Origin of the sequence: Geobacillus sp. WSUCF-018B (assembly GCF_002809985.1) — a bacterium.
Taxonomy (GTDB): domain Bacteria; phylum Bacillota; class Bacilli; order Bacillales; family Anoxybacillaceae; genus Geobacillus; species Geobacillus thermophilus.
Genome location: NZ_PIJF01000001.1, coordinates 128,350 through 154,643, shown reverse-complemented (window position 1 = coordinate 154,643; position 26,294 = coordinate 128,350). Strand labels below are relative to the sequence as shown.

Annotated in this window: 21 protein-coding genes and 3 pseudogenes; 1 reads left to right on the top strand and 23 read right to left on the bottom strand. The window is 54.1% G+C overall.

All coding sequences use genetic code 11. The features are described 5' to 3' along the window. Window positions 1-35: 35 nt before the first annotated feature. Complete coding sequence (locus tag CV944_RS00785) at window positions 36-1,385, bottom strand: MDR family MFS transporter (RefSeq protein WP_062898539.1); 1,350 nt, start codon at window positions 1,383-1,385, stop codon at window positions 36-38. Between CV944_RS00785 and CV944_RS17130 the strand changes: the two genes are divergently transcribed. Next, the gene (locus CV944_RS17130; RefSeq protein WP_145994810.1) at window positions 1,354-1,650 is read left to right on the top strand and encodes a hypothetical protein; all 297 of its coding nucleotides are present in this window, start codon (window positions 1,354-1,356) and stop codon (window positions 1,648-1,650) included. The two genes, CV944_RS00785 and CV944_RS17130, sit on opposite strands and share 32 nt — an antisense overlap. An 11-nt stretch (window positions 1,651-1,661) precedes the next feature. On the opposite strand, the gene CV944_RS00780 is transcribed toward CV944_RS17130, so the two are convergent. The 22 genes and pseudogenes from CV944_RS00780 to ymfI all read right to left on the bottom strand — a co-directional run bounded on the left by CV944_RS00780 (window position 1,662) and on the right by ymfI (window position 26,137). Next, complete coding sequence (locus CV944_RS00780) at window positions 1,662-2,687, bottom strand: C40 family peptidase (RefSeq protein ID WP_011230807.1); 1,026 nt, start codon at window positions 2,685-2,687, stop codon at window positions 1,662-1,664. A 208-nt stretch (window positions 2,688-2,895) separates the two neighbouring features. Next, window positions 2,896-4,788, bottom strand: a complete 1,893-nt coding sequence (gene mutL, locus CV944_RS00775) for a DNA mismatch repair endonuclease MutL (RefSeq protein ID WP_011230806.1) — start codon at window positions 4,786-4,788, stop codon at window positions 2,896-2,898. Window positions 4,789-4,802: 14 nt separating this feature from the next. Then, entirely contained in the window at window positions 4,803-7,511 is a 2,709-nt protein-coding gene (gene mutS, locus CV944_RS00770) for a DNA mismatch repair protein MutS (protein ID WP_047757753.1), read from the bottom strand. A 96-nt stretch (window positions 7,512-7,607) separates the two neighbouring features. Further along, on the bottom strand, window positions 7,608-8,156 hold the full coding sequence (locus CV944_RS00765) for an outer spore coat protein CotE (RefSeq protein WP_011230804.1): 549 nt from the start codon (window positions 8,154-8,156) through the stop codon (window positions 7,608-7,610). A gap of 223 nt (window positions 8,157-8,379) precedes the next feature. Continuing rightward, the gene (locus CV944_RS00755) at window positions 8,380-8,811 is read right to left on the bottom strand and encodes a YlbF/YmcA family competence regulator (protein WP_011230803.1); all 432 of its coding nucleotides are present in this window, start codon (window positions 8,809-8,811) and stop codon (window positions 8,380-8,382) included. Further along, window positions 8,789-10,384, bottom strand: coding sequence for a tRNA (N6-isopentenyl adenosine(37)-C2)-methylthiotransferase MiaB (gene miaB, locus CV944_RS00750; RefSeq protein ID WP_011230802.1), 1,596 nt, complete (start codon window positions 10,382-10,384; stop codon window positions 8,789-8,791). Before miaB ends, CV944_RS00755 begins: the two co-directional genes overlap by 23 nt. A 228-nt stretch (window positions 10,385-10,612) precedes the next feature. Beyond that, window positions 10,613-11,479, bottom strand: a complete 867-nt coding sequence (locus tag CV944_RS00745) for a 2-oxoacid:ferredoxin oxidoreductase subunit beta (RefSeq protein ID WP_011230801.1) — start codon at window positions 11,477-11,479, stop codon at window positions 10,613-10,615. After that, window positions 11,446-13,218 carry a 2-oxoacid:acceptor oxidoreductase subunit alpha gene (locus CV944_RS00740; protein ID WP_011230800.1) on the bottom strand — a complete coding sequence of 591 codons (1,773 nt, stop codon included), beginning with the start codon at window positions 13,216-13,218 and terminating at the stop codon, window positions 11,446-11,448. Before CV944_RS00740 ends, CV944_RS00745 begins: the two co-directional genes overlap by 34 nt. A gap of 155 nt (window positions 13,219-13,373) precedes the next feature. After that, window positions 13,374-14,297 (bottom strand): dipeptidase, encoded by a 924-nt coding sequence (locus CV944_RS00735; protein ID WP_100658923.1) that lies wholly within the window; start codon window positions 14,295-14,297, stop codon window positions 13,374-13,376. A 93-nt stretch (window positions 14,298-14,390) separates the two neighbouring features. Continuing rightward, window positions 14,391-14,651, bottom strand: a complete 261-nt coding sequence (gene spoVS, locus CV944_RS00730) for a stage V sporulation protein SpoVS (protein ID WP_003251598.1) — start codon at window positions 14,649-14,651, stop codon at window positions 14,391-14,393. Between the two features lie 128 nt (window positions 14,652-14,779). Next, on the bottom strand, window positions 14,780-15,574 hold the full coding sequence (locus CV944_RS00725) for a TIGR00282 family metallophosphoesterase (protein WP_033012173.1): 795 nt from the start codon (window positions 15,572-15,574) through the stop codon (window positions 14,780-14,782). A gap of 113 nt (window positions 15,575-15,687) precedes the next feature. Beyond that, the gene (gene rny, locus CV944_RS00720; RefSeq protein ID WP_033012175.1) at window positions 15,688-17,244 is read right to left on the bottom strand and encodes a ribonuclease Y; all 1,557 of its coding nucleotides are present in this window, start codon (window positions 17,242-17,244) and stop codon (window positions 15,688-15,690) included. A gap of 432 nt (window positions 17,245-17,676) precedes the next feature. Next, window positions 17,677-18,351 (bottom strand): annotated as a pseudogene (recA, locus tag CV944_RS00715) (recombinase RecA); the annotation flags it as partial. Between the two features lie 186 nt (window positions 18,352-18,537). Further along, a complete protein-coding gene (locus CV944_RS17550) occupies window positions 18,538-18,915 on the bottom strand; it encodes an HNH endonuclease (RefSeq protein ID WP_033012180.1) in 378 nt (125 codons plus the stop codon). 710 nt (window positions 18,916-19,625) lie between these two features. Beyond that, window positions 19,626-19,709: pseudogene (locus CV944_RS18030) on the bottom strand (hypothetical protein); the annotation flags it as partial. 1,024 nt (window positions 19,710-20,733) lie between these two features. After that, window positions 20,734-21,021 (bottom strand): annotated as a pseudogene (locus CV944_RS00700) (recombinase RecA); the annotation flags it as partial. A gap of 177 nt (window positions 21,022-21,198) precedes the next feature. Then, the gene (locus tag CV944_RS00695) at window positions 21,199-22,443 is read right to left on the bottom strand and encodes a competence/damage-inducible protein A (protein WP_100658922.1); all 1,245 of its coding nucleotides are present in this window, start codon (window positions 22,441-22,443) and stop codon (window positions 21,199-21,201) included. Window positions 22,444-22,468: 25 nt separating this feature from the next. Next, on the bottom strand, window positions 22,469-23,047 hold the full coding sequence (gene pgsA / locus CV944_RS00690) for a CDP-diacylglycerol--glycerol-3-phosphate 3-phosphatidyltransferase (protein WP_033012185.1): 579 nt from the start codon (window positions 23,045-23,047) through the stop codon (window positions 22,469-22,471). Between the two features lie 79 nt (window positions 23,048-23,126). After that, window positions 23,127-24,011: a helix-turn-helix domain-containing protein gene (locus CV944_RS00685; RefSeq protein ID WP_033012188.1), complete on the bottom strand. Its 885-nt coding sequence runs from the start codon at window positions 24,009-24,011 to the stop codon at window positions 23,127-23,129. Between the two features lie 177 nt (window positions 24,012-24,188). Continuing rightward, complete coding sequence (locus CV944_RS00680) at window positions 24,189-24,980, bottom strand: DUF3388 domain-containing protein (protein WP_033012189.1); 792 nt, start codon at window positions 24,978-24,980, stop codon at window positions 24,189-24,191. A gap of 128 nt (window positions 24,981-25,108) precedes the next feature. After that, entirely contained in the window at window positions 25,109-25,357 is a 249-nt protein-coding gene (locus CV944_RS00675) for a DUF3243 domain-containing protein (protein WP_033012190.1), read from the bottom strand. 63 nt (window positions 25,358-25,420) lie between these two features. After that, window positions 25,421-26,137 carry an elongation factor P 5-aminopentanone reductase gene (gene ymfI / locus CV944_RS00670; protein ID WP_033012192.1) on the bottom strand — a complete coding sequence of 239 codons (717 nt, stop codon included), beginning with the start codon at window positions 26,135-26,137 and terminating at the stop codon, window positions 25,421-25,423. Between the last annotated feature and the right edge of the window lie 157 nt (window positions 26,138-26,294).

The following is a 26,294-nucleotide window of genomic DNA, read 5'->3' as shown; positions in this document are numbered from 1 at the left end:
GAGCAAACCGGCCGCCCCCATGCCGCTTCCCCGCCTTACGCCGTTCCTTCCGGCTGCCACGTGTTTCGGCCGGTTTCGGCTTCATCATGAATGAAAAGCGAGGTGACAAGCGCGGCGATGCTGCCAATGAGGCCGAATAAAAACAAATGATGGATGCCGGTCATAAACGTCGGCGCCTTCGTCAAAAACGCTCCCATGACGGTCACGCCGATCGCCGTGCCGATATTGCGGCAAAACATAAAAAAGGACGTCGCGATTCCTTTTTCATGGACGTCCGCAAGCTGCTGCGAGCCGATGACGCCGACGGTCGAGGTCAACCCAAACGACAGCCCTTGGACAAACATGACGAAAAACACATACCAAAACCCGTGACTTTCGTTCAGCAGCGCCAGAAGCAAGCCGGACGCAACCAGCAGCACATTGCCGATGATGAGAAGCGGACGGTAGCCATAGCGCAAAATCCATTTCCCGGCCGGCACGGCGGCGATCATCCAACCAACGGACGAGCCGAGCAAAGCGACGCCGCTGATAAATACCGATAAATGAGCAACATTTTGCAAAAAGAGCGGAATGTAGCTTGACGTGCCAAACAGCGCGACGCAGCTGACAAAGCCGTTAATGTTCATCCATTTGAGCGTGCGGTGATGAACAAGTGAAAGCGGCACGAGCGGAGACGGCTGCCGTTTTTCGAAAAAGTAAAACACCATGAGCAAGAGCGCACCGGCCGCCCCGTACCACCATTGTCCGCGCTTCGCAACAGTGACGAGCAAAAGCAGGCTGACTGCGGCGGCAAATAACACCGCCCCCATATAGTCAACCGCCGCCCGCTTCGGTTCATATACTTCTTTATATGGAAACAACGTCACAAGCGAGAGCAGGCAAATGGGAATGTTGACATAAAAAATCCAGCGCCATGTCGCGTATTCGACAAACAGCGAGCCTAAAAGCGGCGCCAAGACGGCGGAAATCCCCCACATGGCGGTAAAAAACGCCTGGATCTTTCCGCGCTTTTCCACCGGAAACAAATCGCCGGCGATAATGGCCGGAAACGGCATCATAAACCCGGCGCCGACCCCTTGTACGGCGCGGAACAGGACGAGTTGCACCATATTTTGCGACAAACCGCAAAGAAGCGAGCCAATCAAAAATAAAATGATGCCAAAGCTGAATACGTTTTTGCGGCCAAACAGGTCGGACAGACGGCCGGCAATCGGTGACAGGACGGTTGTCGTAATCATGTATGACGCAAACGCCCATGCATAAAGGGAGAATCCCCCAAGTTCTTTGGCGATGATCGGCATCGTCGTGTTCATGATCGTCGTATCCATCGAGGCGACGAGCATGGCCAGCACAATGCTCACCATCACGGACAGACGGCTGTTCATACCAATGCCCTCCTTTTTGATCATCTATGAATATCTTATTTTACATGATGAATCATCATGGCACCAAATGATACGCGCCAGAAAGCCGGACTATTTGTACTTGTTGCTGTTTTTTGTTGCCTTAAAAGCAGAAAGCCTCAAAACCGCTAACCCGTTTTTCCGCGGCATCATCCTGCATCTTTGTTGGATTCGGCTTTCACTCGCACGAACAACAAAAAAGCTGTTCACCGAAGCGCCTAAGGCTTCGCACGAACAGCTGCGTTAATCGTCTTTCATTTAGTTGATGACCCGAACCGCTTTTACATACCGCGTTTTCCAATAGGATGACGTCAGCGACGAATACGCAACACCCAACGAAACGGTCGCGTTGATCATTTGCCCGTTGCCAGCGTAAATGCCGACATGGTTGATCGTCCCATTTGAATCGGTGTCAAAAAAGACGAGATCGCCTTTTTGCAATTGGTTAAACGACACCGTTCTTCCGGCTTGCGCTTGAGCGGTGGATGTGCGCGGCAGCGAAATGCCGGCTTCGCTGAAGACGCGCATCGTAAACGATGAGCAGTCAAACACATCGGTGCGCGACGGGCTTGCTCCGTACAAATAACGCGCCCCTAAATATTTTTCCGCAATATCGATGATTCGGTCGGCAAGCGATGCGGACGACTCAGTGGCAGCCGAGTTGGCGGCCGATACTTGCTGCTTGGCCTCCCGGACATCAGTCGTTCCGCCCGCCACTTTAATGGCTTGGCCAATGCGGATGGTGTTCGGGTTTGTAATTTGCGGATTCAGTGCCAATAGACGGTCGACCGTCGTTTGAAACTTGTTCGCAATCTCAAGCAGCGTATCCCCCGCCTGCACGATATACCGGCCGCTTGTCGGCACGGCTGCCGGCTGCACATTGTATGTATTGGAACGTTCCTGTTCCCCTGCTACTTGCAGCTTCTGCCCGGCGCGAATGAAGTCTGGGTTCGTAATGCTTGGATTAAGCTTGAGCAACGCATCCACAGTCGTGCTAAACTTGCGGGCGATTCCGCTTAGCGTATCACCAGGCTCGACCGTATATGTATTCGAAGAAGTTTCGTTCGATTTATTTGGTTCATTGACGCGCAATACTTGTCCGGGAAAAATCAAATCCGAAGACAAACCGTTTTCTTGCTTTAACGCGGCGACCGTCGTGCCGGATTGCCGGGCAATCTTCCAAAGCGTATCGCCTTTTTGCACCGTATAGCTCGCCGCCGATGCCGCGTGGCCGGCCAACAGCGAGCCGATCAACGTGCTTGTCAATACAACCGTCTTTTTCATGCTGCATCCCCCTATGACGTCGATGTATCCATCTTTATGTATCCATGTTTATACAAAATTCGCTATCACTCTACAAAATTCACCACGTATTCCTACACATGAGCCATTATAGTAAAATCAAAGCAATCCGTCTGTAACAGAAAGAATAAAAGTAGATTACAAAACGATTACAAAAAGCGCCCCCTTTGTCGCGCAAAGGGGGAGCAGGCTACATCACCCGTTTAAATAGTTTTTCAATTTCATATGTCGAAAAATGAACGATGATCGGCCGGCCGTGGGGACAAGTAAATGGGTCCGTTGTCTGCCGCAGCGCCTCAAGCAAAGCGAACAGTTCATCCTGGCGCAAATGTTGGTTTGCTTTAATGGCGCGCTTGCAGCTCATTAAGATCGCCGCTTGTTCGCGCAATTGCTTGATGTCGACCGTTTTGGCCGCCAACACTTGTTCGATCATTTCCTCGATGATTTCCCTTTCTCTCCCTTTCGGAAACCACGTCGGATGGGAGCGAACGAGAAACGCCCGCGGCCCAAACGGCTCAAGAAACACGCCGCAGCGCGCCAGCTCATCGCGGCAGGCGGCGATCCGCTCGTACTCGTCGGCTGGATATTCAAACATCAACGGAACGAGCAGCTCCTGCACTTCCTTCGTGGCTTCGCCGAGTTTTTCCCGGAAATATTCATAGTTGATCCGCTCTTGAGCCGCATGCTGATCGATCATATACAACCCATGTTCGTTCTCCGCCAAAATGTACGTCCCATGCAATTGTCCGATCGGATAAAGCGGCGGCAGGCGATCGGCCGCCGCTTTATCCTCCGCTTGCCCATCTGTCGGCAAGCGGGGAGAGCACCGCTCTTCTCCCACCTCTTCCTCCTGCTTTCGCTCAAAAGCGGGCCCATGTTCGTCCAGTATTCCACATTCATCCGTCTGCACAGCCGCGGATGGCCGCTCAGCCGGTGCGTCACCGGTTAGCGGCGCAAGAGGGGCGGTCGCATCTTCCCCGCCGCCGATGTCGCTCGATAAGACAGACGGCTCGCGGACGCGATGAGTGAACGTCCAAGCCGCCTGCTCCGCCTTTGGTTTTGCCATCTTGCTGTCGGCAGATACGGACGGAATGAGCGTCCGCTTGCGAAATGCCTGGCGGATGGCGTCTGTGACGAGCTCATTCAGCTCTGCTTCCTTGCTAAAGCGGACTTCGAGCTTTGCCGGATGGACGTTGACATCGACAAGCACCGGATCCATTTCAATGGATAAAAACACAATCGGATAGCGGCCGATCGGCAAGAGCGTATGGTAGCCGGCTTCAATCGCTTTCATGAGCGGCACGCTGCGCACATAGCGGCCGTTGACAACAAGCGAGATGTAGTTGCGCGAGGCGCGCGTCACGTCCGGCGGCGAAATGTAACCGCGAATAGTAAAATCGAGCGATTCCGCTTCAATGGGGATCATTTGCCTCGCCGTCTCGGCGCCGTAAATAGCGGCGAGCACGTGCCGAACATCGCCGCTGCCATTGGTGGCAAGCAATGTTTTGCCCTGGTGGCGGAGGCGAAATGATACGTCCGGATGGGCGAGCGCTAGCCGGTTGACGACGTCGGCCGCATGGCCGAGCTCGGTGTGGATCGTTTTCATATATTTCAAGCGCGCTGGGGTGTTGAAAAACAAGTTCGATACGGTAATATCCGTTCCTTTGCGCCCCGCCGCCCGCTCGCGGGAGACGAGTGCGCCGCCTTGAAGCACAAGCTTCGTTCCCGGTCCGCTGCCCGTGCCGGTCGTCAGCTCCACTTCGGATACAGAAGCGATGCTCGGCAGCGCCTCACCGCGGAACCCGAGCGTGCGGATGCGGAACAAATCGTGCTCGTCATGAATTTTGCTTGTCGCATGGCGTTCAAAAGCGAGCAAGCAGTCGTCTTCCTCCATGCCGTCGCCGTTGTCGATGACGCGGATTTTCGCCATTCCCGCCTCTTCAAGCTCGATGTTGATGACCGTACTATGGGCATCAATGGCGTTTTCCACCAACTCCTTGACGACCGAAGCCGGCCGCTCGACGACCTCGCCGGCGGCGATTTTGTTTGCCAGCAGGTCATCGAGCTTGCGGATGCGTCCCATCGGGCCTCCCTCCTTTACTTGAGGAGCTTTTGCAGTTCATACAGTTTGTTGAGCGCCTCAAGCGGCGTCATCTCGAGCAAATTGATCTCTTTCAGCGCCGCGAGCGCCTTTTTCTCTTTGTTTGAAAGAGGCGGCTCCACAGGCGCCGGGGCAAGGTCAGGAAACATACTCAGCTGCTCAAACGCCGCTTCCGCCAAAACGCCCTCCCGCGCCGCGCCGGCTGACGGACGGGAGGCCTTCTCGCGCTCAACCTTGCTGCCGACGTCTAACGCTTCGTTCCCCTGAAAAGCCAAACCCGCTTCCGCCAAAGCGCCATCGTCCATCCTGCCTGCGGCGGCTTCCTGTTTTCCCGCCGCTTTCTCCAGTTCCGCTAAAATGGCCCGCGCGCGTTCAATGAGCGAAGCCGGCAGCCCGGCCAGTTCGGCGACGTGAATGCCGTAGCTCTTGTCGGCCGGCCCGTCGGCGATTTGATGCAAAAAGACGACTTTGCCGTTTTCCTCGATGGCGCGGGCATGGACGTTCGAAAGCCGCGGGAGCGAACGCTCCAAGGCGGTGAGTTCATGGTAGTGGGTGCTAAATAGTGTTTTCGCGCCGATATGGTCGTGAATGTACTCAATGATCGCCTGGGCGAGCGCCATGCCGTCGTACGTCGATGTGCCGCGCCCGATTTCATCAAACAAAATGAGGCTGTTTTGTGTCGCATGAGCGATGGCGTGGCGCGCCTCCAACATTTCGACCATAAACGTGCTTTGTCCTGCCGACAGGTCGTCAGCAGCGCCGATGCGGGTGAACACTTGGTCAAAAATGGGCAGCACCGCCCGCTCGGCGGGAACGAAACAGCCGATTTGCGCCATGACGGCGGTGAGCGCCACTTGCCGCATGTACGTGCTTTTTCCAGCCATGTTCGGTCCAGTGATGAGCAGCATTTCCCGCTCGCGGTTCATGTAGCAGTCATTCGGCACGTACATTTGCGCGCCGAGCACTTTTTCGACAACCGGGTGGCGGCCGCCTTGAATCACCAAGACGCGCTCCGTGGAAAACTGCGGACGCACGTAGCGATACTCGTCGCTGATCGTTGCGAATGATTGAAGCACATCAAGCTCGGCAATGGCTTTCGCCAACGTCTGCAGGCGCGGGATGTATTGCTTCACCTGCTCGCGAATGGCGACAAACAGTTCATATTCGAGTTCGATGCTTTTTTCTTCCGCCTCCAAAATGAGCGCCTCTTTTTCCTTCAACTCCGGGGTGATAAACCGCTCGGCGTTGGCGAGCGTCTGCTTCCGCTCGTAACGTCCTTCCGGAACAAGGGGGAGATTGGGCTTTGTCACTTCAATATAGTAGCCAAACACTCGGTTGTAGCCGACTTTGAGCGATTTGATGCCGGTCGCTTCCCGCTCCTTCGCCTCAAGTTCAGCGATCCACGCCTTGCCGTTGCGGCTCGCATCGCGGTAGCGGTCGAGCTGCTTGTCATATCCGTCTTTGATGAGGTTCCCTTCTTTGACGGAAAGCGGCGGCTGTTCTTGAATCGAGCGCTCGAGCAAATCGACGAGCTCTTCGCACGGGTCAAGGCGCTCGCACAGCTTGTCCGCTTCAGCGAGCGGCAGTGCGCCGACCGTCTGGCGGAGCGCCGGCACTTGAAGAAGCGACTTTTTCAGCTGCACGAGATCGCGGGCATTGGCGTTGCCGTAGGAGACACGGCCGACAAGGCGCTCAATGTCGTAAACGCCGCGCAGCCTGTCGCGCAGCTCCTGCCGTTCAAAATAGCTCGTTTTCAACGTTTCCACAAAATCGAGGCGCCGTTCGATTTCGCGCCGATCAATGAGCGGCCGGTCCAGCCATTGTTTTAAGAGCCGCCCACCCATCGCTGTCACCGTTTCATCCAAAAGCCATAACAACGAGCCTTTCCTTCCTTTTGACCGCACCGTTTCGACCAATTCCAAATGCAGCTTGGAATGTCGGTCCATTTTCATATAGTGGTCAACTTGATACAACTCAGCCGGCTGCAAATGATCGAGCCGCCGCTTTTGCGTGCGGACGAGGTAATGAAGCAAGCGGGCTGCGGCCTGCCGCAGCTTTTCTTGCGCCACATGGCCGATGACGCCGTTCCATTCGTCGCATAGAGATGTGTCGTCCTCATAAGAGACCGCCGCCCCGTACCGCTCTTTCAGCTCGCGCACCCACTCTTCGCCGCTGTCTGTGGCAACGATGATCTCCCGCGCTCCAACGGCGTGCAATTCGTTTGCCGCTTCCTCCCACGAAGAAAGAAGCGTCAACCGGACCTCGCCGGTCGACAAATCGGCGTAAGCCAATCCGTATGTACCATCAGCAAACGGCGTGAGCGCCGCCAAGTAGTGGTTTTCCTTCTCGGTGAGCCCTTTGCCTTCCATGAGCGTCCCTGGGGTGATGAGCTGCACAACTTCGCGGCGAACGACGCCTTTGGCCGTTTTCGGGTCTTCGACTTGTTCGCAAATGGCGACTTTATATCCCTTTTCGATTAACTGCTCAATATATCCTTGCGCCGAATGGTACGGCACCCCGCACATCGGCACCCGTTCATCGCCGCCGTCGCGGCTTGTTAATGTAATTTCCAGCTCTTGCGCCGCCTTGATGGCGTCGTCAAAAAACAGTTCGTAAAAATCGCCAAGCCGGAAAAATAAAAACGCGTCCGGATATTGCGCTTTAATGTGCAAATATTGCTGGATCATCGGTGTGTACGATGGCATCGCTTCTCCCCAACCTTTTCGGCCCGAAGGCTCGTTGATTGCGCTACTATTATAACAAGCGGCAAAAGAAAAAACTAGGAAAGAAATTTCCTAGTTTTATTCTTCTTCGCCAAGCAGCAAATCTGGGCTTAAATCTTCTAATTCTTCATCAAGGTCATCCTCGTCGCAAAAATCGTCGTCCTTGCCGCATCCTTCCGGATTGATGGCAACGCACACCTTCGTTTCGCCGATCACTTCGGCGACAAACTCCCGCTCAACATCGACAACGATTTTATTGCCGTTTGGCGAAATCGTGCATTCGAGGCAGTTCGGCTGCTGGATGACGCGGACGATGACATCGGTGTCATCGCTGATTAAATTATCTTTGTCGCGATATTTTAATTTGACGACGTCCGTATACGACACCGTTTCGGTGACGACTTCGGTTTTTGTATTGTGGTTGTACGAATACCAGACGTTGATGTCATAATGGCCGTGAATTTCGACCGTTTTATCGCATTTTTTCGCTTCATAACGGTGGTTGATGATCCAGCAGCCGAGAATGCTTGACGGGCGGTTCGGCGCCGTCACCGTATGGGTCGATTGTGTAAACTTGCGGCCTTTGCCGACAACAGCTTTCGTAATAATTTCTCTGTATTCAGACATCGAACGGAACCCTCCTCAAATGAATCTTCATTTCATCCTATGCGCCATCTCCGCTAATGTGCACAGCAAATGAATCATTATTCCGTATAGTTCATTGTATGCGCCTGCTCCGTTCGATGTGCCTTCTTTTTTGCCGCCAGGCAGCCGCCCGCGGTTTGGGGGAAGGGAGAGCGCGCCCATAAGAAAAAAAGCGCCCCGAAGGACGCTTTTGAGCCGCATGCCATTAATGGCAGCCGCCGTGTTTGTTGTAGCGAAGCGCGGCGCCGGTTTCGCCGCGCAGCACGTCGCCGCCCGTCGAAGCGAGAATTTCATCAGTCACCGTATTCGAAATCGTCGAGGCGACGAGCTGAAGCAGGTCGTTCACATCGGATTGGGACTGCTGGAATTCGCTGACGATCGGAATTTGCGACAACTCTTCGTAAATGGCGTCAATTTTGGCCTCAACCTGTTTCAGCGCTTCATGTTTTCCGTAATGCTGAAGGTTGACCGCTTGCTTTTGCAACGATTTCAGCTCGTTGATCAACGTGCGCACTTTTTCGTTTTGGTGGATTTTTTCTTCCGCTCGTTTGAAAAAGTCGACTTCTTCCGTTTCGGCGATCATTTTCGCCAGCTGCTTCGCCTGGGCCAAGATATCATCCCGCGTATATTTTGCCATGTTCGTTCACCTCGATCGCTTCATTGACTAGCTCGCCCGTCAGCGTCCACGTCTTTGCCTGCGTAATGCGCACGTTGACCAATTGGCCAATGAGCGATTTGGGGCCGACGAAGTGGACGAGCTTGTTTTTGCGCGTATAACCCGCCAATACGTCCGGATTCGTTTTGCTTTCGCCTTCCACAAGCACTTCGACGACTTGCCCTTCGTATTGCTTCATTTTCTTGGCCGCGATTTCCTGAACAAGGTCGTTGAGACGCTTGAGCCGCTCTTTTTTCACTTCCATCGGCACGTTGTCCTTCATGTTCGCCGCCGGCGTGCCTTCGCGCGGTGAATAGATGAACGTGTAGGCCGAGTCAAATTCGACTTCACGGTAAAGCGACAGCGTTTCTTCAAACTGCTCGTCCGTCTCGTTCGGGAAGCCGACGATAATATCCGTCGTCAACGCGACATCCGGAATGGCGGCTTTGATTTTGCGAACGAGCTCCAAGTACTCCTCGCGCGTATATTTGCGGCCCATCATTTTTAAAATTTCCGTGCTGCCCGATTGCACCGGCAAATGGATATGCTCAACCAAGTTGCCGCGTTTGGCGAGCACTTCGATGAGCCGGTCGTCAAAGTCGCGCGGATGGCTCGTTGTGAAGCGGATGCGCGCAATGTCAATTTTGCGCAGCTCATCCATTAAATCGCCAAGGCCGTACTGGATGTCGGTGAAATCTTTTCCGTAAGCGTTGACGTTTTGCCCAAGGAGCGTAATTTCTTTATAGCCTTGGGCGGCGAGCTGGCGCACTTCTTGGATGATGTCTTCCGGACGGCGGCTTCGCTCTTTGCCGCGCGTGTACGGAACGATGCAGTACGTGCAAAACTTGTCACAGCCGTACATAATGTTGACCCATGCTTTAATCTTCCCTTTGCGCACTTTCGGCAAGTTTTCAACAACGTCGCCCTCTTTCGACCATACTTCGACGACCATTTCTTTCGACATGTACGCCTCATGCAAAATGTACGGCAGGCGATGGATGTTGTGCGTGCCGAAAATAAGGTCGACGTATTGGTATTGCTTTAAAATTTTCTTGACAACCGATTCTTCTTGCGACATACAGCCGCACACGCCGAGCAATAAGTCCGGGTTCGTCGTTTTGAGCGGCTTTAAGTAGCCGAGCTCGCCAAACACTTTGTTTTCCGCGTTTTCACGGATCGCGCACGTGTTGAGCAAAATGACGTTTGCCTCTTCCGGACGGTCGGTCGGCTCATAGCCGAGCGCCATGAAAATGCCGGCCATCACTTCCGTATCGTGCTCGTTCATTTGACAGCCATACGTGCGGATGTAAAACTTCCGTCCGCGCCCCATGCCGCGAAACTCTTCAGGAATCGAAAAGTCTTTGACGTACTTGACTTCCTCTTTGCCGCGTTTCTTCGCCTCTTTTAAATTCGGCGGGAGAAACACGCTCGTGAAATATTTCTCATAGTCTTTCGTCGTTTTTTCTTTCAGCCGGTCCAAGGCGGATTTTCTGTCCGCTGGATGGCTTTCGGTTTTGATTTGTCCCGTTTGCTCCAAACGTTGTTTTTCGTTCATAGCAATCTCCTTTCTTCACAAAATCATTCGATCATCCGAGACGAGCGGCCGCCGTTTCCTGTGCAGCCGGCCTCGCCTCGGCAAATTTCTTCCAACCACACACTACCATAGTATATCGCGAGCGGCAAGGAAACACAATGGGGTTTGTTCCGGAGGACCGGAACATGTCATGATAACAAAAAACACCCAATGAGGCAAGCCTCCATCGGGTGCAAATTGTTTCCATTTTTACATAAACTCTGCTACGAGTTCGGCGAACTTTTCTTTGCTCATTTTCAGCTCCGCCTCGGCAAGCGGCGCCTCGCTGTAGCCTGGCACAAGCTCTTGGTACGACTTTTGTTCTTTGTTTTGATAAATGATCCCGGTGACGAGCCCATCGTATTTCATGACCGTCTGCATCGCCATCTCCCGGTCGGACGGGTCGTATCCTTCGATGTCGCTCACCTTGATGAGCCGCTCTTTGAACCACTCGTACGTATTCACTTTGTTGTACGTCACGCACGGGCTGAAGACGTTGATGAGCGCAAAGCCTTTATGCTTGACGCCTTCCTCAATCAAGCTCGTCAATTCTTTTAAATCGCTTGAGAAACCTTGCGCGACAAACGTCGCTCCGGCGCTTAACGCGATCTCAAGCGGCGACAAAGCCGGCTCAATCGACCCGTGCGGCGTGCTTTTTGTTTGGAAGCCGGCAGCACTGCGCGGCGATGTTTGTCCTTTCGTCAACCCGTAAATTTGGTTGTCCATGACGATGTATGTGATGTCGATGTTGCGGCGAATGGCATGAACCGTGTGCCCCATGCCGATCGCGAATCCGTCGCCATCCCCGCCGGCGGCGATGACCGTCAAATCGCGGTTCGCCATTTTCACTCCTTGCGCCAGCGGCAAAACGCGGCCGTGCGTGCCGTGAAAGCCGTAAGAGTGAATGTAGCCGGAAATGCGGCCCGAGCAGCCGATCCCGGAAATGACCGCGAGTTCGTGCGGCTCCAACCCGAGATTGGCGGCCGCGCGCTGGATGGCGGCCTGCACGGAAAAGTCGCCGCACCCCGGACACCAGTTCGGTTTCACATCATTGCGGAAATCTTTAAAGGTGGCCATTGCGCTAACAACTCCTTGCATTTAGTATAGACGTCGCCCGGCAAGAACGGATTGCCGTCGAATTTTAAGACGCTGGCGATTTTATCAGCGTGCCCGACGTTCATTTTCAACAAGTTCGCCAGCTGCCCGGTGGCGTTTTGCTCGACGACGACGACTCGTTTCGCTTTCTCGACAAGCGGCCGCACGTCGTCAACCGGGAACGGATGAAGCAGACGGATGTGCGCATGGTTGACTTTGACGCCATCTTGCTCGAGCCGCTCCATCGCTTCTTCAATGGCTCCGCGCGTCGATAAAAAGCCAACAAGGAGCAAATCCGGTTCTTCGTGGCGGAGTTGTTTGTGCACCGGCGTCGGGAAGTGGATGTGCTCGAGTTTGCGCATCCGTTTTTCCATTTGCGCCCGGCGGTTTGCCGCCGTCTCTGACGGGCGGCCTGTTTCGGCGTGTTCGACCCCGGTGACATGGTGGATGCCGTATTTTGTTCCCGGCAGCACCCGCGGCGAAACACCGTCCGGCGTGATTTCATACCGTTTGAAGTTGTCTTTGTCCGGAAGCGGCGGCAGCTCACCATTCATCAGCTTGCCGCGGCGGATCTCGATCCGATCGTAATCAAGCGGCTCAACCGTCTGCTTGCCGAGCGACAGCTGCAAATCCGACAGGAAAATGACCGGGCATTGGTATTCCTCAGCTAAGTTGAACGCTTCCGCCATATCGTAAAACGCTTCTTCGACCGTGCTTGGCGCCATGACAATTTTGGGAATTTCCCCGTGCGTGCCATAGATCATCGCGAGCAAATCCGACTGCTCTTGCTTTGTCGGCAAGCCGGTGCTTGGACCGCCTCGTTGCGTGTCAACCACAACAAGCGGTGTTTCCGTCATCCCAGCTAGTCCGATCGCTTCGGCCATAAGCGACAACCCGGGTCCGGCGGAAGCGGTGAACGCCCGCACGCCCGCATAGTTGGCGCCGATCGCCATCGTACAGGCCGCGATTTCATCTTCTGTCTGGATGACCGCGCCCCCAAAATCCGGCAGCTTTTTAATCAAATACTCCATAATCTCCGAAGCTGGGGTGATCGGATAGGCGGCCATAAAGCGCGCCCCGCCGGCAATGGCGCCCAAGGCGATGGCATCGTTGCCAATCATGAACATTCGCCGTTTGCCGTCGGCTTTGGCTAGTTTCATCGTTTTCGTCGAACCATCGAGCTGCTCTTTCATATATTGCGCTCCAGCGCGAATCGCTTCCATGTTTTTCTCAACGACTTGCGCCCCTTTGCGCCCAAATGTATCCACAACAACACTTTCGAACACGGCGGCGTCCAAATCGAGCACCGCACTTGTCGCGCCGATGGCAACCATGTTTTTCATCAGCGGATTGCCAAGCTGTGTAGCGATATCGGTGAACGGAACGGCGTAAAGCGCCACTCCTTTTCCTTCCGGAATCACTGGATTGAATTTGGCGTCCGCAATGACGATGCCGCCGTCACGCAGCTCGTGGAAGTTGAAGTCGATTGTCTCTTGGTCGAACGCCACCAAGATGTCCAAATCATCAGCGACCGCCCGCACCGGTTTCGTGCTGACGCGAATTTTGTTGTTCGTATGACCCCCTTTGATGCGTGAAGAAAAATGGCGGTATCCATATAAGTAATATCCGAGGCGGTTCAGCGCTGTGGAAAAAATTTCCCCTGTACTTTCAATTCCTTCCCCTTGCTGGCCGCCTACCTTCCATGACAGCTGTTCGATCATGAATTACACCCCTTTATATTCACTCCAGCCTTTCGCTACTATTGTACCACTTTTCTGACAAGGAAACTACCATTTTGAACGCCTTTTTCAGCCGGCGCCGCGGATGCCCTGTCTTCTATTCTAGGATACGCAGAGCCGATACTCAGTGATATTCGTCACTCCGGTAAATGGGCGTAGAAGTTGCCGAATAAAAAGCGGGATGCTTGTTCGGCGGAGTAATGCTTGTACAACTCATTGACGAGCTGGTCGTATTGCTTCACCGTTTCAAGGCCGGAAACCGTTTCCGTAATGCCGTCAAAGTCGGAGCCGAACCCGACGTTGTTTTCCCCTCCGAGCGCACATACATGGTCAAGATGGCGAAGCACATCGGCGATCGTTGCTCTCCGTTTGTCCTTCGTTAAAAAGTACGGGACAAAATTGATGCCAATCATCCCGTCTTTTTCAATCAGCGCTTTCAGCTGCTCGTCCGTCAGATTGCGCGGATGCGGGCATAGACGATGCACGTTGGAATGGGAAGCGATGGGGAACCGAGCCATCTCGATGACATCCCAAAACGCTTTCTCCGATAAATGGGACACATCAACCCATCGTTTTGCTTCATTAAGAAGTGCAACGACTTGCCGGCCAAACGCGGTCAAGCCGGCGCCGCGCTTCTCCCACGCCCCGTCGGCGACGGCGTTTGGAAAGTTCCACGTCAGGCCGACAGAAGCGACGCCGAGGCGAAGAAGCGTCTTTAACTTGACAAGGTTGGCACCGATGGCGTCGCATCCTTCGAGCGTCAACATCGCGCCAATTTCCCCTTCTTTCAGTGCGGCGATATCCTGCTTCGTCCGCACAAACTTGACGGACGGGAACGCCTCGACGATGCGGGCAAAGAAAATGTCCACCATCTCCAACGCCGCTGTGAACCGGGCTTCTTCCGGCACGGTTTCCGGCACGTAAATGGCAAAACATTGCACTTTTATTCCCGCTTCCGCCATGCCAGAAAAGGTGACATGAAGCGGCGCCCCATCGTGAAACGACAACGACCGGTCTTGCCATAGCTTCATGAGCGCATCACAGTGGGCATCGAAAATCATTCATTTTCCCCCTTAAAAAAGCAAAAATAACCTGCCTGCCTTCTACAGCGAAGGCGCCAACAGGTTATATTTTACCATTGACTCATCATCGAGTTAACGAGGTTCGACGATTAATTTAATGGCGGTCCGCTCTTCTCCGTCAATAATAATATCGGTAAACGCCGGAATGCAAATCAAGTCCATGCCGCTTGGTGCCACAAACCCTCGTGCGATCGCTACTGCCTTAACGGCTTGGTTCAATGCACCTGCACCGATCGCCTGAATTTCCGCCGCGCCGCGCTCGCGCAGCACCCCGGCAAGTGCACCGGCTACAGAGTTCGGATTCGACTTTGCTGAAACTTTTAATATTTCCATTTCTAGCTCCTCCCTCGTCCCCTTGAAAAATGGATTACGGTAAAATGTCTTCACTGTAACTATATTCACTGTTTCGACAACTATTCCTGCTGAGGAGAAGCTTGTTTTTAAAATTTTTAAAAAAACGATTATTCAAAATATGGGTGGTCGTCATTAATGATCAACCGTTCAATGCCAAGCGCACGCCCGCTTTTTCCATCAACATCGACAAGCACCGCGTTCAGCTGGCTTCGTCCTTCCTTGACGCCGAACCGGACCGGCAGTCCGGTTAAAAATTTGCGCAGCACCGCGTCGCGGTCAACCCCTAAAATGCCGTCATACGGGCCGGTCATGCCGACATCGGTAATGTACGCCGTACCCTTCGGCAAAATGCGATTGTCCGCCGTCTGAACGTGCGTATGCGTGCCGATGACGGCCGACACGCGCCCATCCAAGTGCCAGCCCATCGCCTGTTTTTCGCTTGTCGCCTCAGCGTGAAAATCAACAATGATGACCGGCGTGCGCGTCGAGGCAGCGGCAATCAATTCATCCGCTTTTTGAAACGGACAGTCAATCGCCGGCAAAAACGTCCGCCCTTGCAAGTTGATGACCGCCGCCTCCCCTTGCTCGGTCGGCACGTAGACGATGCCTTTTCCCGGTGTGCCGGGCGGATAGTTCGCCGGGCGGATGAGCGCCTTCGCCTGATCGATGAATTCAAAAATATCACGCTTGTCCCACGCATGGTTGCCTAATGTCACAACATGGGCTCCTTGGGCCAAAAACGCCCGGTAAATCGGCTCGGTGATCCCTTTCCCGCCGGCGGCGTTTTCACCGTTGATGATGACGATATCGGGACGGTGTTTTTCTTTTAATTTCGGCAAATAATGCTCGACCATTTTTTGCCCCGGCGAACCGACGACATCGCCGATAAATAAGATTCTCATGATCGATCCCTTTCTAATCAAAAAAATATGGCGCTTCGCTTCAAAGGTGGCGCGGATCCATTGCACTTTCTCATTTTACGCACAAAAAAATAAAGTGGCAATAGGATGCCACTTTATTTCGCATATTCGACCGCGCGCGTTTCACGGATGACGGTCACTTTAATATGGCCCGGGTAGTCGAGCTCTTCTTCAATCCGTTTGCGGATGTCACGCGCCAACCGGTGCGCTTCCAAATCGTCGATCATATCCGGCTTGACCATGATGCGCACTTCGCGGCCGGCCTGGATGGCGTACGATTTTTCCACGCCTTCGTACGATTCCGCGATTTCCTCCAGTTTCTCTAAGCGGCGAATATAGTTTTCCAGCGTCTCGCTGCGCGCTCCCGGCCGCGCTGCGGAGAGCGCATCCGCCGCCGCCACAAGCACCGCGATGACCGATGTCGGCTCGGTGTCGCCATGGTGGGAGGCGATGCTGTTGATGACGACGGGATGTTCTTTGTACTTCGTCGCCAGCTCGACGCCGATCTCCACGTGGCTGCCTTCAACCTCATGGTCGATCGCCTTGCCGATATCATGAAGCAAGCCGGCCCGGCGCGCCAACATTTCGTCTTCTCCGAGTTCGGCCGCCATCAGTCCGGCTAAAAACGCCACTTCCACCGAATGTTTCAAGACGTTTTGTCCGTAGCTCGTCCGGAACTTCAGCCGCCCTAAAATTTTGATCAAATCTGGATGCAAGCCATGGACGCCGACTTCAAACGTCGTCTGCTCGCCGACTTCGCGAATGTGCTCATCGACTTCGCGGCGCGCCTTTTCCACCATTTCTTCAATGCGCGCCGGGTGGATGCGTCCGTCTTGCACAAGCTTGTCTAACGCGATGCGCGCCGTTTCGCGGCGAATCGGATCAAACCCGGACAAAATCACCGCTTCCGGCGTATCATCGATAATTAAATCGATGCCAGTCAGCGTCTCAAGCGTGCGAATGTTCCGCCCTTCGCGCCCGATGATCCGCCCTTTCATTTCATCGTTTGGCAAGTTGACGACGGACACCGTCGTTTCGGCGACATGGTCGGCGGCGCAGCGCTGGATGGCCAGCGACAAAATCGCTTTCGCCCGCTTGTCCGCTTCCTCTTTCGCCCGCGTTTCCGCCTCTTTGATCATCATGGCAATCTCATGGGACAGTTCTTTTTCAACGCGTTCCAAAATGAGCTGGCGCGCATCGTCGCGCGTCAGGCCGGAAATGCGTTCGAGTTCGGTTTGTTGCTGCTTCACGAGCGCTTCCACTTTGCTTTCCATTTGTTCAATATGCTGTTGTCTTTCGTTTAACGCTTCTTCCTTCGCTTCAAGCAGCGCCTCGCGTTTGTTGAGCGCTTCATCTTTGCGATCGAGGTTTTCCTCCTTTTGCATCAAGCGGTTTTCTTGTTTTTGGAGCTCGCTTCTCCGGTCGCGGATGTCGCGCTCCGCTTCCGTCCGCAATTTATGAATCTCGTCTTTCGCTTCGAGAAGCGCCTCTTTTTTCAAGGCGTCCGCCTCGCGTCTCGCCTCTTCAATCAGCTGCTCGGCAGCTGCTTTCGCGCCACCGATTTTCGCTTCGGCAATCGATTTGCGAACAAAAAAGCCAACAACGGCACCAATGACTAAGGCAAGCAAAGCGGAGATGATGATCGAACCCATCGTTTCACCTCCTCTTGCTGTTTCGTTTTCCCTTGCGCCTTCTTCGCGCCATCGTCCGACGCAGATGGACATTCCCGTTTTCAACCCATTGGCTTGGTCGTTTGCCTGGCCATTTCCACGCGCCCCCGCATCCAAGCAGTACGCCGCTGCGGGCGGGCACGCGACCCTGCCGTGTACATGGACAAATATACATGTTCATTGTAAAGGCGGCGGTAGGAATTGTCAAGATATTACACAGGAGCCCTTCTTAAGCCGCGGCACACAGAGCGTTCTGCTCTGCCTCTTCTTTTTGGCAAAATGCGAAAAGAAACAGAACCGCCTGCAAGTTAGTCGGGCGTCCTCCGGCATATCCTGCAAAGGGACGTGAATGGCCGTTCCGTTTCGGCAGCTAGGAAAAAGGCGCCCCAGCCATGCCAGGACGCCTTCCGTCTGTTATTCCTCAAGCAGCCCAAATTCGTCTTGCATCGGTTCGCCGCCTGCTTCGCCATCATCGATGCCGTAATGTTTGCGGATGGCGCGGGCGATTTCTTCGGCGATATGCGGGTTTTCTTTCAAAAATTGTTTTGCATTCTCCCGCCCTTGGCCGAGCCGTTCGTCTTTGTACGAATACCATGAGCCGCTTTTTTGCACAATGTCAAGTTCAGACGCCATATCGATGATTTCCCCTTCGCGGGAAATGCCCTCGCCGTACATAATGTCGACGTCAGCCGTTTTAAACGGCGGCGCGACTTTGTTTTTGACGACTTTGATTTTCGTCTTGTTGCCGACCATATCATTGCCTTGCTTGATTTGCTCGGCGCGACGAACCTCTAGGCGGACGGAAGCGTAAAACTTGAGCGCCCGCCCGCCCGGCGTTGTCTCGGGATTGCCGAACATGACGCCGACTTTTTCGCGAATTTGGTTGATGAAGATGGCGATCGTTTTTGACTTGTTAATGGCGCCGGACAGCTTGCGAAGCGCCTGGGACATAAGCCGCGCTTGCAAGCCGACATGGGCGTCGCCCATCTCCCCTTCAATTTCCGCTTTCGGCACAAGCGCCGCCACCGAGTCGATGACGATAATATCGACCGCGCCGCTTCGCACGAGCGCTTCCGCGATTTCGAGCGATAGTGATAGGTAAGCCTTTGATGCAATCTCCGGCTTTTCCCCCACCCCACACCGTGCGTGCGAGTTTCCCCGCACACGGCGTTCCACCGGGACAGCTTCGATAGCCCCGTTTGGGCTATCTCTCCACCATATCACCTCGCGATGACATGGCAGCAGCACCTACAATTTTTCCAGCGAACAGAACTTTTATATTTTCAGCTTGTTCCTATACTCCGTTAGTTTGTCAATCATTTTTCGTTCTGTAAACGGCGGTTCTTGGTTGCTATGGACAAGCCTATGGCATTGGTTGCATAAGCTAACTAGATTAACGGTCTTATTGATCTCACTTAAAGGTTTACTCGGGTCAATATGATGGCAGTGGAAGTTACCGGGACTTAAGTATACAGCACATATTTTGCATTTTCCTTTATCTCTGTGGCGAATAGCTTCTAAAATGACAACATCATTTTGAAGCAACTCAAGCATCCCGTAAAAATGTTTTCCCTTTTTAGCTTCTTGATAAAGAAGATCCAAGCAGTTTCTCAAGTCCTGTTCGCTTTTTACGACAAGTTTGTTTACCTTCATGCTCCTTTCTCCCTTTTTATAATACTGGGTGGAAGTGCCATGAATTAGCCTGCTTGCCGTAACATGTAGATACTTTGCCGCCCCGGCTGGTTCCCTTCACTCCAGAGCGTTTTTTCCTCCCCCATCGTTGCCTTTGGGGTTCAAACGGCGCTCCTTCATCATTACTATGGAACCGCTGACTCCCCCTAAGATATCATCGACCAGCCCTGTCTCCTCCTTAGGGGGCCTCTCACGTTCCCTACAGCCTATCCCTTCTTTTGAACGCCCTTAGGTGCCTACTCTACTCGGCAGGACCTCTGATTGGAACGTCCGCTACCCATCAGAGCAGTAACCGAACTAAGCCAGCCGGTTAAAGGAAACACCGCAAACAAGACACGGTGGTTCGTCCTGTATGGTCCCTTTTCAGGGAGCACCGGTAACCGAGCTTCACGCATAGGTTCCTTTCGTCACCATAGGCGTCTTTTAAGGAGCCCCGCACCACTTTCGCCATAGCCACATTTTGCGGCCTTAGGCTACTTGGGTTACGACTTCACCTGGCTTCATACATCCCGGTGAGGGTGCACCGGAATGCATGCAGGAGTCTCAGGCTCGTGGATATAGGACTATCACCACGGGAAGGAATTTCACCTTCCAACTCGGCTGTAGAGTTGTCCCGATGTTCCCATCGGACTCCGCTTTCGTGCCTACGCACTTATACGGAAACGTGACGCACCTTGCTCGCCCGTGTCAGGCTGGGAAAGCAGCAATTCATCGATATTGACCCCTAATTTTTGTGCATAGATGGGGTCGAGCGATAGCGATAGGTAATAGTCACCCTCGGCATTACCCGGAGGGGCTATTTTCCCCCGCTTCACACCGTGCGTGCGAGTTTCCCCGCACACGGCGTTCCATCGAGTACCCCGGTTACTAATCCGCTCTAGACTTTACTAGTGTACGCACTTTCTGTATTCCTCGAGTTTACTTATTGTGTAATGGCGTACATCTTGTCTTGTAGGTCGCGGAATTCCTGCTCCGACCTAGGAATGATTAGTTCTTGAAACGTTTGGTTGATGGTATCAAATCCTTTCTAGCGGATTTGTACCATACACGTTTTTAGTCAGTTTTGCTCACCGAAACCCTTACGGATTTCCTCACGGCTTCCTAATCATTGTCTGGGTTAGTAACCTAGGGTACTCGACTATGCCCCTTCGCTCCGCAGGAGTTACCCTGCTTCATCACTACTACGGGCTGCTGCCCCACCCCTTCAGCAGTCATTTCCTCCTGCTTAGCGGCATCGGGATGCGCATCCCTTGGCATCCGCTGGGGTGGTTCACCTGTACCGCATCACCTATCCTTGCATGCTCCCTTAGGCTCCACCTCTGACCCGTCAGCCGCCTTTCTGCCCATGGTTGGAGGGCTCAAGGCAAAGATCCTCTACGGGATCAATCCAGACTCGGCAAACACGAATACCTCATCCAGGGCTGAACCTCACTTAGGAGGTGAGCGCCTTCTTTTTTCGGCGCCCCACGCCTTACGAGCCGTACTTCCGGTGGTTCGTTCCAACGCTATGCGTTCTCTAGCCATAGGAGCTTTATGGACCCCCGGCTACTTCGCTAACCGCTTCTCAGGTCTGCTTTTCGCCGTCCTCTCCGAGCTTCGTACAGTCATGTTGCGCACCATGACCGCACGTCGGGGTATTAGGGCGGGAATGCCAACCTTCATTCCCGTCTCGGATTTTCACCGAGCTCTCGGTGATGCAGTTAGGACCTACTCATGCTCAGTCCCGCTGACTTTTCGCACGGCGTTTCCGCCATACTTCAGTCAGCAACAGGTCGCACCGTGCTCTGCGTCGATGAAAGCTGCTTGCCCGCCCCGCTTTTGCACTTCCGCGATCGCGTGAAGGGCAACGGTCGTTTTCCCGGACGATTCCGGGCCGTAAATTTCCACAATCCGCCCGCGCGGATAGCCGCCGACTCCTAACGCGATGTCGAGCGCTAGCGAACCGCTCGGCACGACCGACACTTTGCGGTCGACTTGCTCGCCGAGCTTCATGATGGCCCCCTTGCCAAACTGTCGTTCAATTTGTTTTAATGCCTGCTCCAATGCAGCTTGACGATCTTGGTTCACTAACCTACTCCTCCTTATTCTAGGACTACTTATACTATACCGCGTTTTGCGGCCATTGCCAAGCAAAAAACGAACGTCCATTCGTTTTTTCGGTGGAGAAACTAGCAACAATCGCCATACTCATGCGGTGGAAAAAACGATGTGCGGTGGAGAATGGAGAAGGAAGGGGGCGGCCGATCAGCAGTCGGCCGCGAGCATCTCAAGCAGAAAAAAACAGCCGTATTTGGCGGTGCGGATGCGAATGGCATCACGCGTGCCGGACAGCATCAGACGGTGGACAGTCGCATCGCGCCCGCGGACGGCGATGCCGACATACACGGTGCCGGGCGGGTGGCCCTCAAGCGGATCGGGTCCGGCGACGCCGGTGAAGCTGATGCCGATATCCGCATCGCACATCGCGCGGACGTTTTCAGCAAGCAAACGGGCGCACGGCTCGCTCACCGCCCCTTCTGCCTCAAGCAGCGGGCGCGGTATGCCAAGCACCTGTTCTTTGACGCCGTTTGTGTAGCAGACGACACCGCCCTGCACGACTTGCGACGCGCCGGGGAGGGCGGTGAGCTGTTCGAGGAAAAGGCCGCCGGTCAAACTTTCGGCCGACGCGATCGTCCATCCTCTTTCTTTTAACCGTGCCAATGTCTTTGTAAACAGCGTTTCATCATTATACCCGTAACAATAACGGCCGACGCGCGTCAAAATGGCGGCTTCCGCCTCGTCGAGCAGCCGCTTGGCTTCCGCCTGATCCCGATGTTTCGCCGTCAGACGGAGCGTTACCTCACCGTCGTTTGCAAGCGGGGCGATCGTCGGGTTCGACTGGGCGTCGATCAAGTCGGCGATCGCCGCCTCGAGCGCCGACTCGCCGATGCCGAAAAAGCGGAGGACGCGCGATTCGATGCGCTCGGAAAGCGAAAAAGCGCCGCGCAAAAACGCTGCGCCGTATTTCGTAAACATCGGCTGCATTTCCTTCGGTGGTCCGGGCAGCAACATGTATGTAATCCCATCGACCGTCAGCGCCATCCCCGGCGCCATGCCGTGCTCGTTTTTCAGCACGGCCGCCCCTTCCAAGATGAGCGCCTGCTTTTTATTGTTTTCCGTCATCGGCCGATTCGTGCGGGCAAAGAACGCTTCAATCGCTCGCATCGCCTCCTCGTCGGTCACAAGCCGGCGGCCGAGCAGGCGGGCGATCGTTTCTTTCGTCAGGTCATCTTTCGTCGGGCCGAGTCCTCCGGTAAAAATGACCAAGTCCGCCCGCGTTTGCGCAATTTTCACCGCCTGTTCGAGGCGGCTGGCATTGTCGCCGACAACCGTATGGAAATAGACGTTAATGCCCAAGGCGGCGAGCTGCTGCGACAAAAACTGGGCGTTTGTATTGGCAATTTGCCCGAGCAGCAGTTCGGAGCCAACAGCGATGATCTCCGCGTTCAACAGACGTTCCCCCTTTTTCGGCCGGCTATTTCGAATGGGCAAAAGCATGTTTATTTTTGGAAAAGTAATCCCAGCCGGACCAAATCGTAAAAATGACCGCTACCCAAAGCGCGATATCGGCAAACGGAAACGGAATGAGCGAAAATGGGAAGTTGTGCAACAAAAGGGCGGAAATCGCCACAATTTGCGTCCATGTCTTGATTTTGCCAAGCATGTTGGCGGCGACGACTTCCCCTTCCCCGGCGAGCACGAGCCGCAGGCCGGTAACGGCAAATTCGCGGCTGATGATGACGATCACCATCCAAGCCGGAGCGGCGCCGAGTTCAACGAGCACGATGAGCGCTGCTGACACAAGCAGTTTATCGGCAAGCGGATCCAAAAACTTGCCCAAGTTGGTGACGAGTCCGTACTTGCGAGCGTAATGGCCGTCAATCCAGTCCGTCGTTGAAGCGATAATAAAAATGAGTGCCCCGACGAGATGAGCGACCGGAAGCTCCGCCCCAGCAATACGGACGCTTCCCCACCCGAACGGGACGAGCATGACGATCAAGAAAAATGGGATGAGCATAATGCGCGCTACCGTAATTTTATTCGGCAAATTCACAACGAATACCTCCGCTAGTTCAACATCTGTTGCGAGCAAGGGAGCGGCGCTTCTTCCGTCTGAAAGCTGCTCCCCGCCGTCATTTTTTCAAGATGAAACGCAGCTTTTGGTACACCTCGTCCTTCGGTGCAAACGGGTAGGCAAACGGTTGGCCGTTCACCTTCATCTCAACATCGAGCGTGCGCCCGATTTTCACCCACACTTCGCTTTCCGCCGACAAATCGAACGTTTTTGTTTGTCCGTTTGTCAAATTGCCGGCATAGAAAGAATGGCCTTTCGTGTTGTACACCTCAATCCACGATGTTCCTTTCGATGTAAGTTCAATCGAAAACGAAGCAGGGTTGTCCACTTCAATCGTTGCCATATTGCCGCGTTTTTCCGTCACATTCAACGCCGCCGGCGCAGCCGGTTTTTCTTCAGCAGCTGGAGCCGGCTGCTCCGTTTCTTGCCCGTTCTTTTCTTCCGCCTTCTTCGCTTTCTCTTTTGCTTTCGCCTGTTCAAGCGGCGACTGTTTCGGCTTTTCCACTTCCGCCGTCTCCGGGCTCGTTTTCGCCGGGGGCTCGTTTGCCGTGCCGCGCTGGAGCAGCACCCAAACAAGAACGGCCGCCCCGACGACGGCCGCCGCGATCAAGGCTTTCGGCAGCCAGTCGAGCCATTTCGTCCCTTCGGCGGAAAGCTGTTGGCGCGTTTTCACGCGCGACAGCGGCTGCGGAAGATCATCTTGGTACGATTGCGGAATGTCCTGCTTATATTGTTCAAACAGCTCATCCGGATCGAGGCCGACCGCCTCGGCGTATTGTCTAATGAAGGCGCGCACATAAAAATTGCCCGGCATAATGGCGTAATTCCCTTCTTCAATGCCGATCAAATACCGCTTCTGAATCTTCGTCATCTCTTGCAGCTCGTCCAAGCTGATGTTTTTTTCCTCCCGCGCTTCCCGCAAACGTTTTCCCAGTTCCGTCAACGGCCAACACCTTCCACTTGTTAAAATTAAAAGGATCTTCACCAAAAGTTGTACTTGACTGTTTCAGATCATGTCTTGCTTACATGCATAAGGAAAATCAGTAAATCAACGATTTTCCTACATGGTGACACGAGAAAAAGCCTCGCTTGTCAAGTACACGTTGTGGTGATGAACCAATTAAAATCCAAATTCGGAAAATCCGTCTCCGCCCAGCAAGGACGGGCGTTCGATCGCATCGTAGGAAATGTCTTCGTCCGGTTCATGGCGCAGCTCAATAATATAGTCAAAATCATCAAGCGTATATTCCGTATGGCGGACAAACATGTCCGGATGTTCCACGACCTTCGTCGCCTCGAGGCGCATCAGCTCGCGGATGAGCTGCCAGTGCTGCTCATTGCCGCGGCGCGTCGAAACGATGCCGTCGACAATGAAAATGTTGTCCTCGCTATATTCGTCTTCCATCAGCTGCGTGCGGACGGTCTGCTTGATCAGCGTCGATGATACAAACAGCCACCGCTTATTGGCGCATACGCTCGCAGCAACGATCGACTCCGTCTTGCCGACGCGCGGCATCCCGCGAATGCCGATGAGCTTATGCCCTTTTTCTTTAAAAATTTCTGCCATAAAATCGACCAACAGCCCAAGCTCGTCGCGAACGAAGCGAAACGTCTTTTTGTCGTCGGCATCGCGCTGAATGTAGCGGCCATGGCGGACGGCCAAACGATCAAGCAGCTTCGGCTGGCGCAGTTTCGTCACCGTAATGTTGTCCATCGTCCGCAAAATTGTCGCCAGCCGCTCGATTTGTTCGCTGCTGTCGCAAAGAAGCAACATGCCGCGGCGCGAATCCCGGACGCCATTGATCGTCACGATGTTGATCGACAACATGCCGAGCAACGAGGCGACATCGCCGAGCAACCCTGGACGGTTGACATGAATCTCATACTCCAAATACCACTCCTGCTTGCCCATCCCGTCTCCTCCCTTGCCGCTGTCCGCACGAACGCCTTATGCTAAGTTCATACTACTATAACCGCGAACGGAAAAGCAACCGAAAAGAGGAAAGAAAAAAGAGAGGGAGCCCCTCTCTTTACCGGGTGTTATTTTTGTTGGACAAGTTTCACCATCATGTTGGCAAGGGCATGCTGTTCTTTTTCATCCGCAACGCTCCAAAGGTCGGCGAGCACCCGTTCTTCCGGGTTTTTCGGATCCACGTTTTTCGCCAAATAGTCCCCGATTTGATAGGCGACATCCGAGATCACTTGCTGGGTCAAACCTTGTTGCTGCGCTTGCTGCAGACGTTCCGATAAAAAGTCTTTCCATTGTTCAAAGTTATCCAGTACCGACATGTCCATTCCCTCCTTGATGAACGTTTCAAGGATAGTTTGCCTGCGGGCGAAAAAAATATACGCTCAACAATACCAGCCGCCGTTGACAGAGATGATTTGGCCGGTGATGTAAGAAGCGGCGTCCGACAACAAAAACGCCACTGTTTTCGCCACTTCCTCAGGGGTCCCGAGCCGGCCGGCCGGAATTTCATCGGCGAGCGCCGCCAATTCTTCTTCGCTGAACGGCCGGAGCATATCTGTGGCGATCGCTCCCGGCGCGACGGCGTTGACGCGGATGCCGCTCGGGGCGAGCTCTTTCGCCAGCGCCTTGGCGAACGCGTTTTGCCCGCCCTTGGTCATCGAATACACCGCTTCGCATGAGGCGCCGCACAACCCCCAAATCGAAGAAATGAACACAATTTGGCCGCGCTTTTTCGAAATCATCGGCGGCAGCAGTTTTTTCACAAGCTGCGCCGGGCTTGTCACATGGAGGCGCACCATCCGTTCGATCAGCTCGTCATTCATGTCGGTAAGCAACCCGTAATACGTGGCCCCGCTGTTATAAATGATGGCATCGATCGGGCGGTCGAGGCGGGAAAGCAGTTGGTCGACCCCGCCCGGCATCGACAAATCCGCTTCCACCGGCACGGTGTGCACGCCGGTTAGTTCGGCTTGCAGCGCCTCAATGGGCGCGCGGCGCCGGTAGTAATGAAGAAAAAGCCCATAGCCGCCTTGCGCGAGCTCGCGGGCGATGCTTTGCCCGATCGCGCTTGACGCTCCGGTAATTAACGCATAGCGCATGGAACGTTCTCCTCCTTCTGTTGGACGCAAAAAAGGGGCTGACGCAAAAGCCCCTTTTTGATGAAATGAAACTGAAAAACATGGGAAAGAGACCACCTCTGAAATCGTTGGTTTTACCAGGGGTTTCAGGGTGGTCTAGTTTTCCATGTTGCCCCAG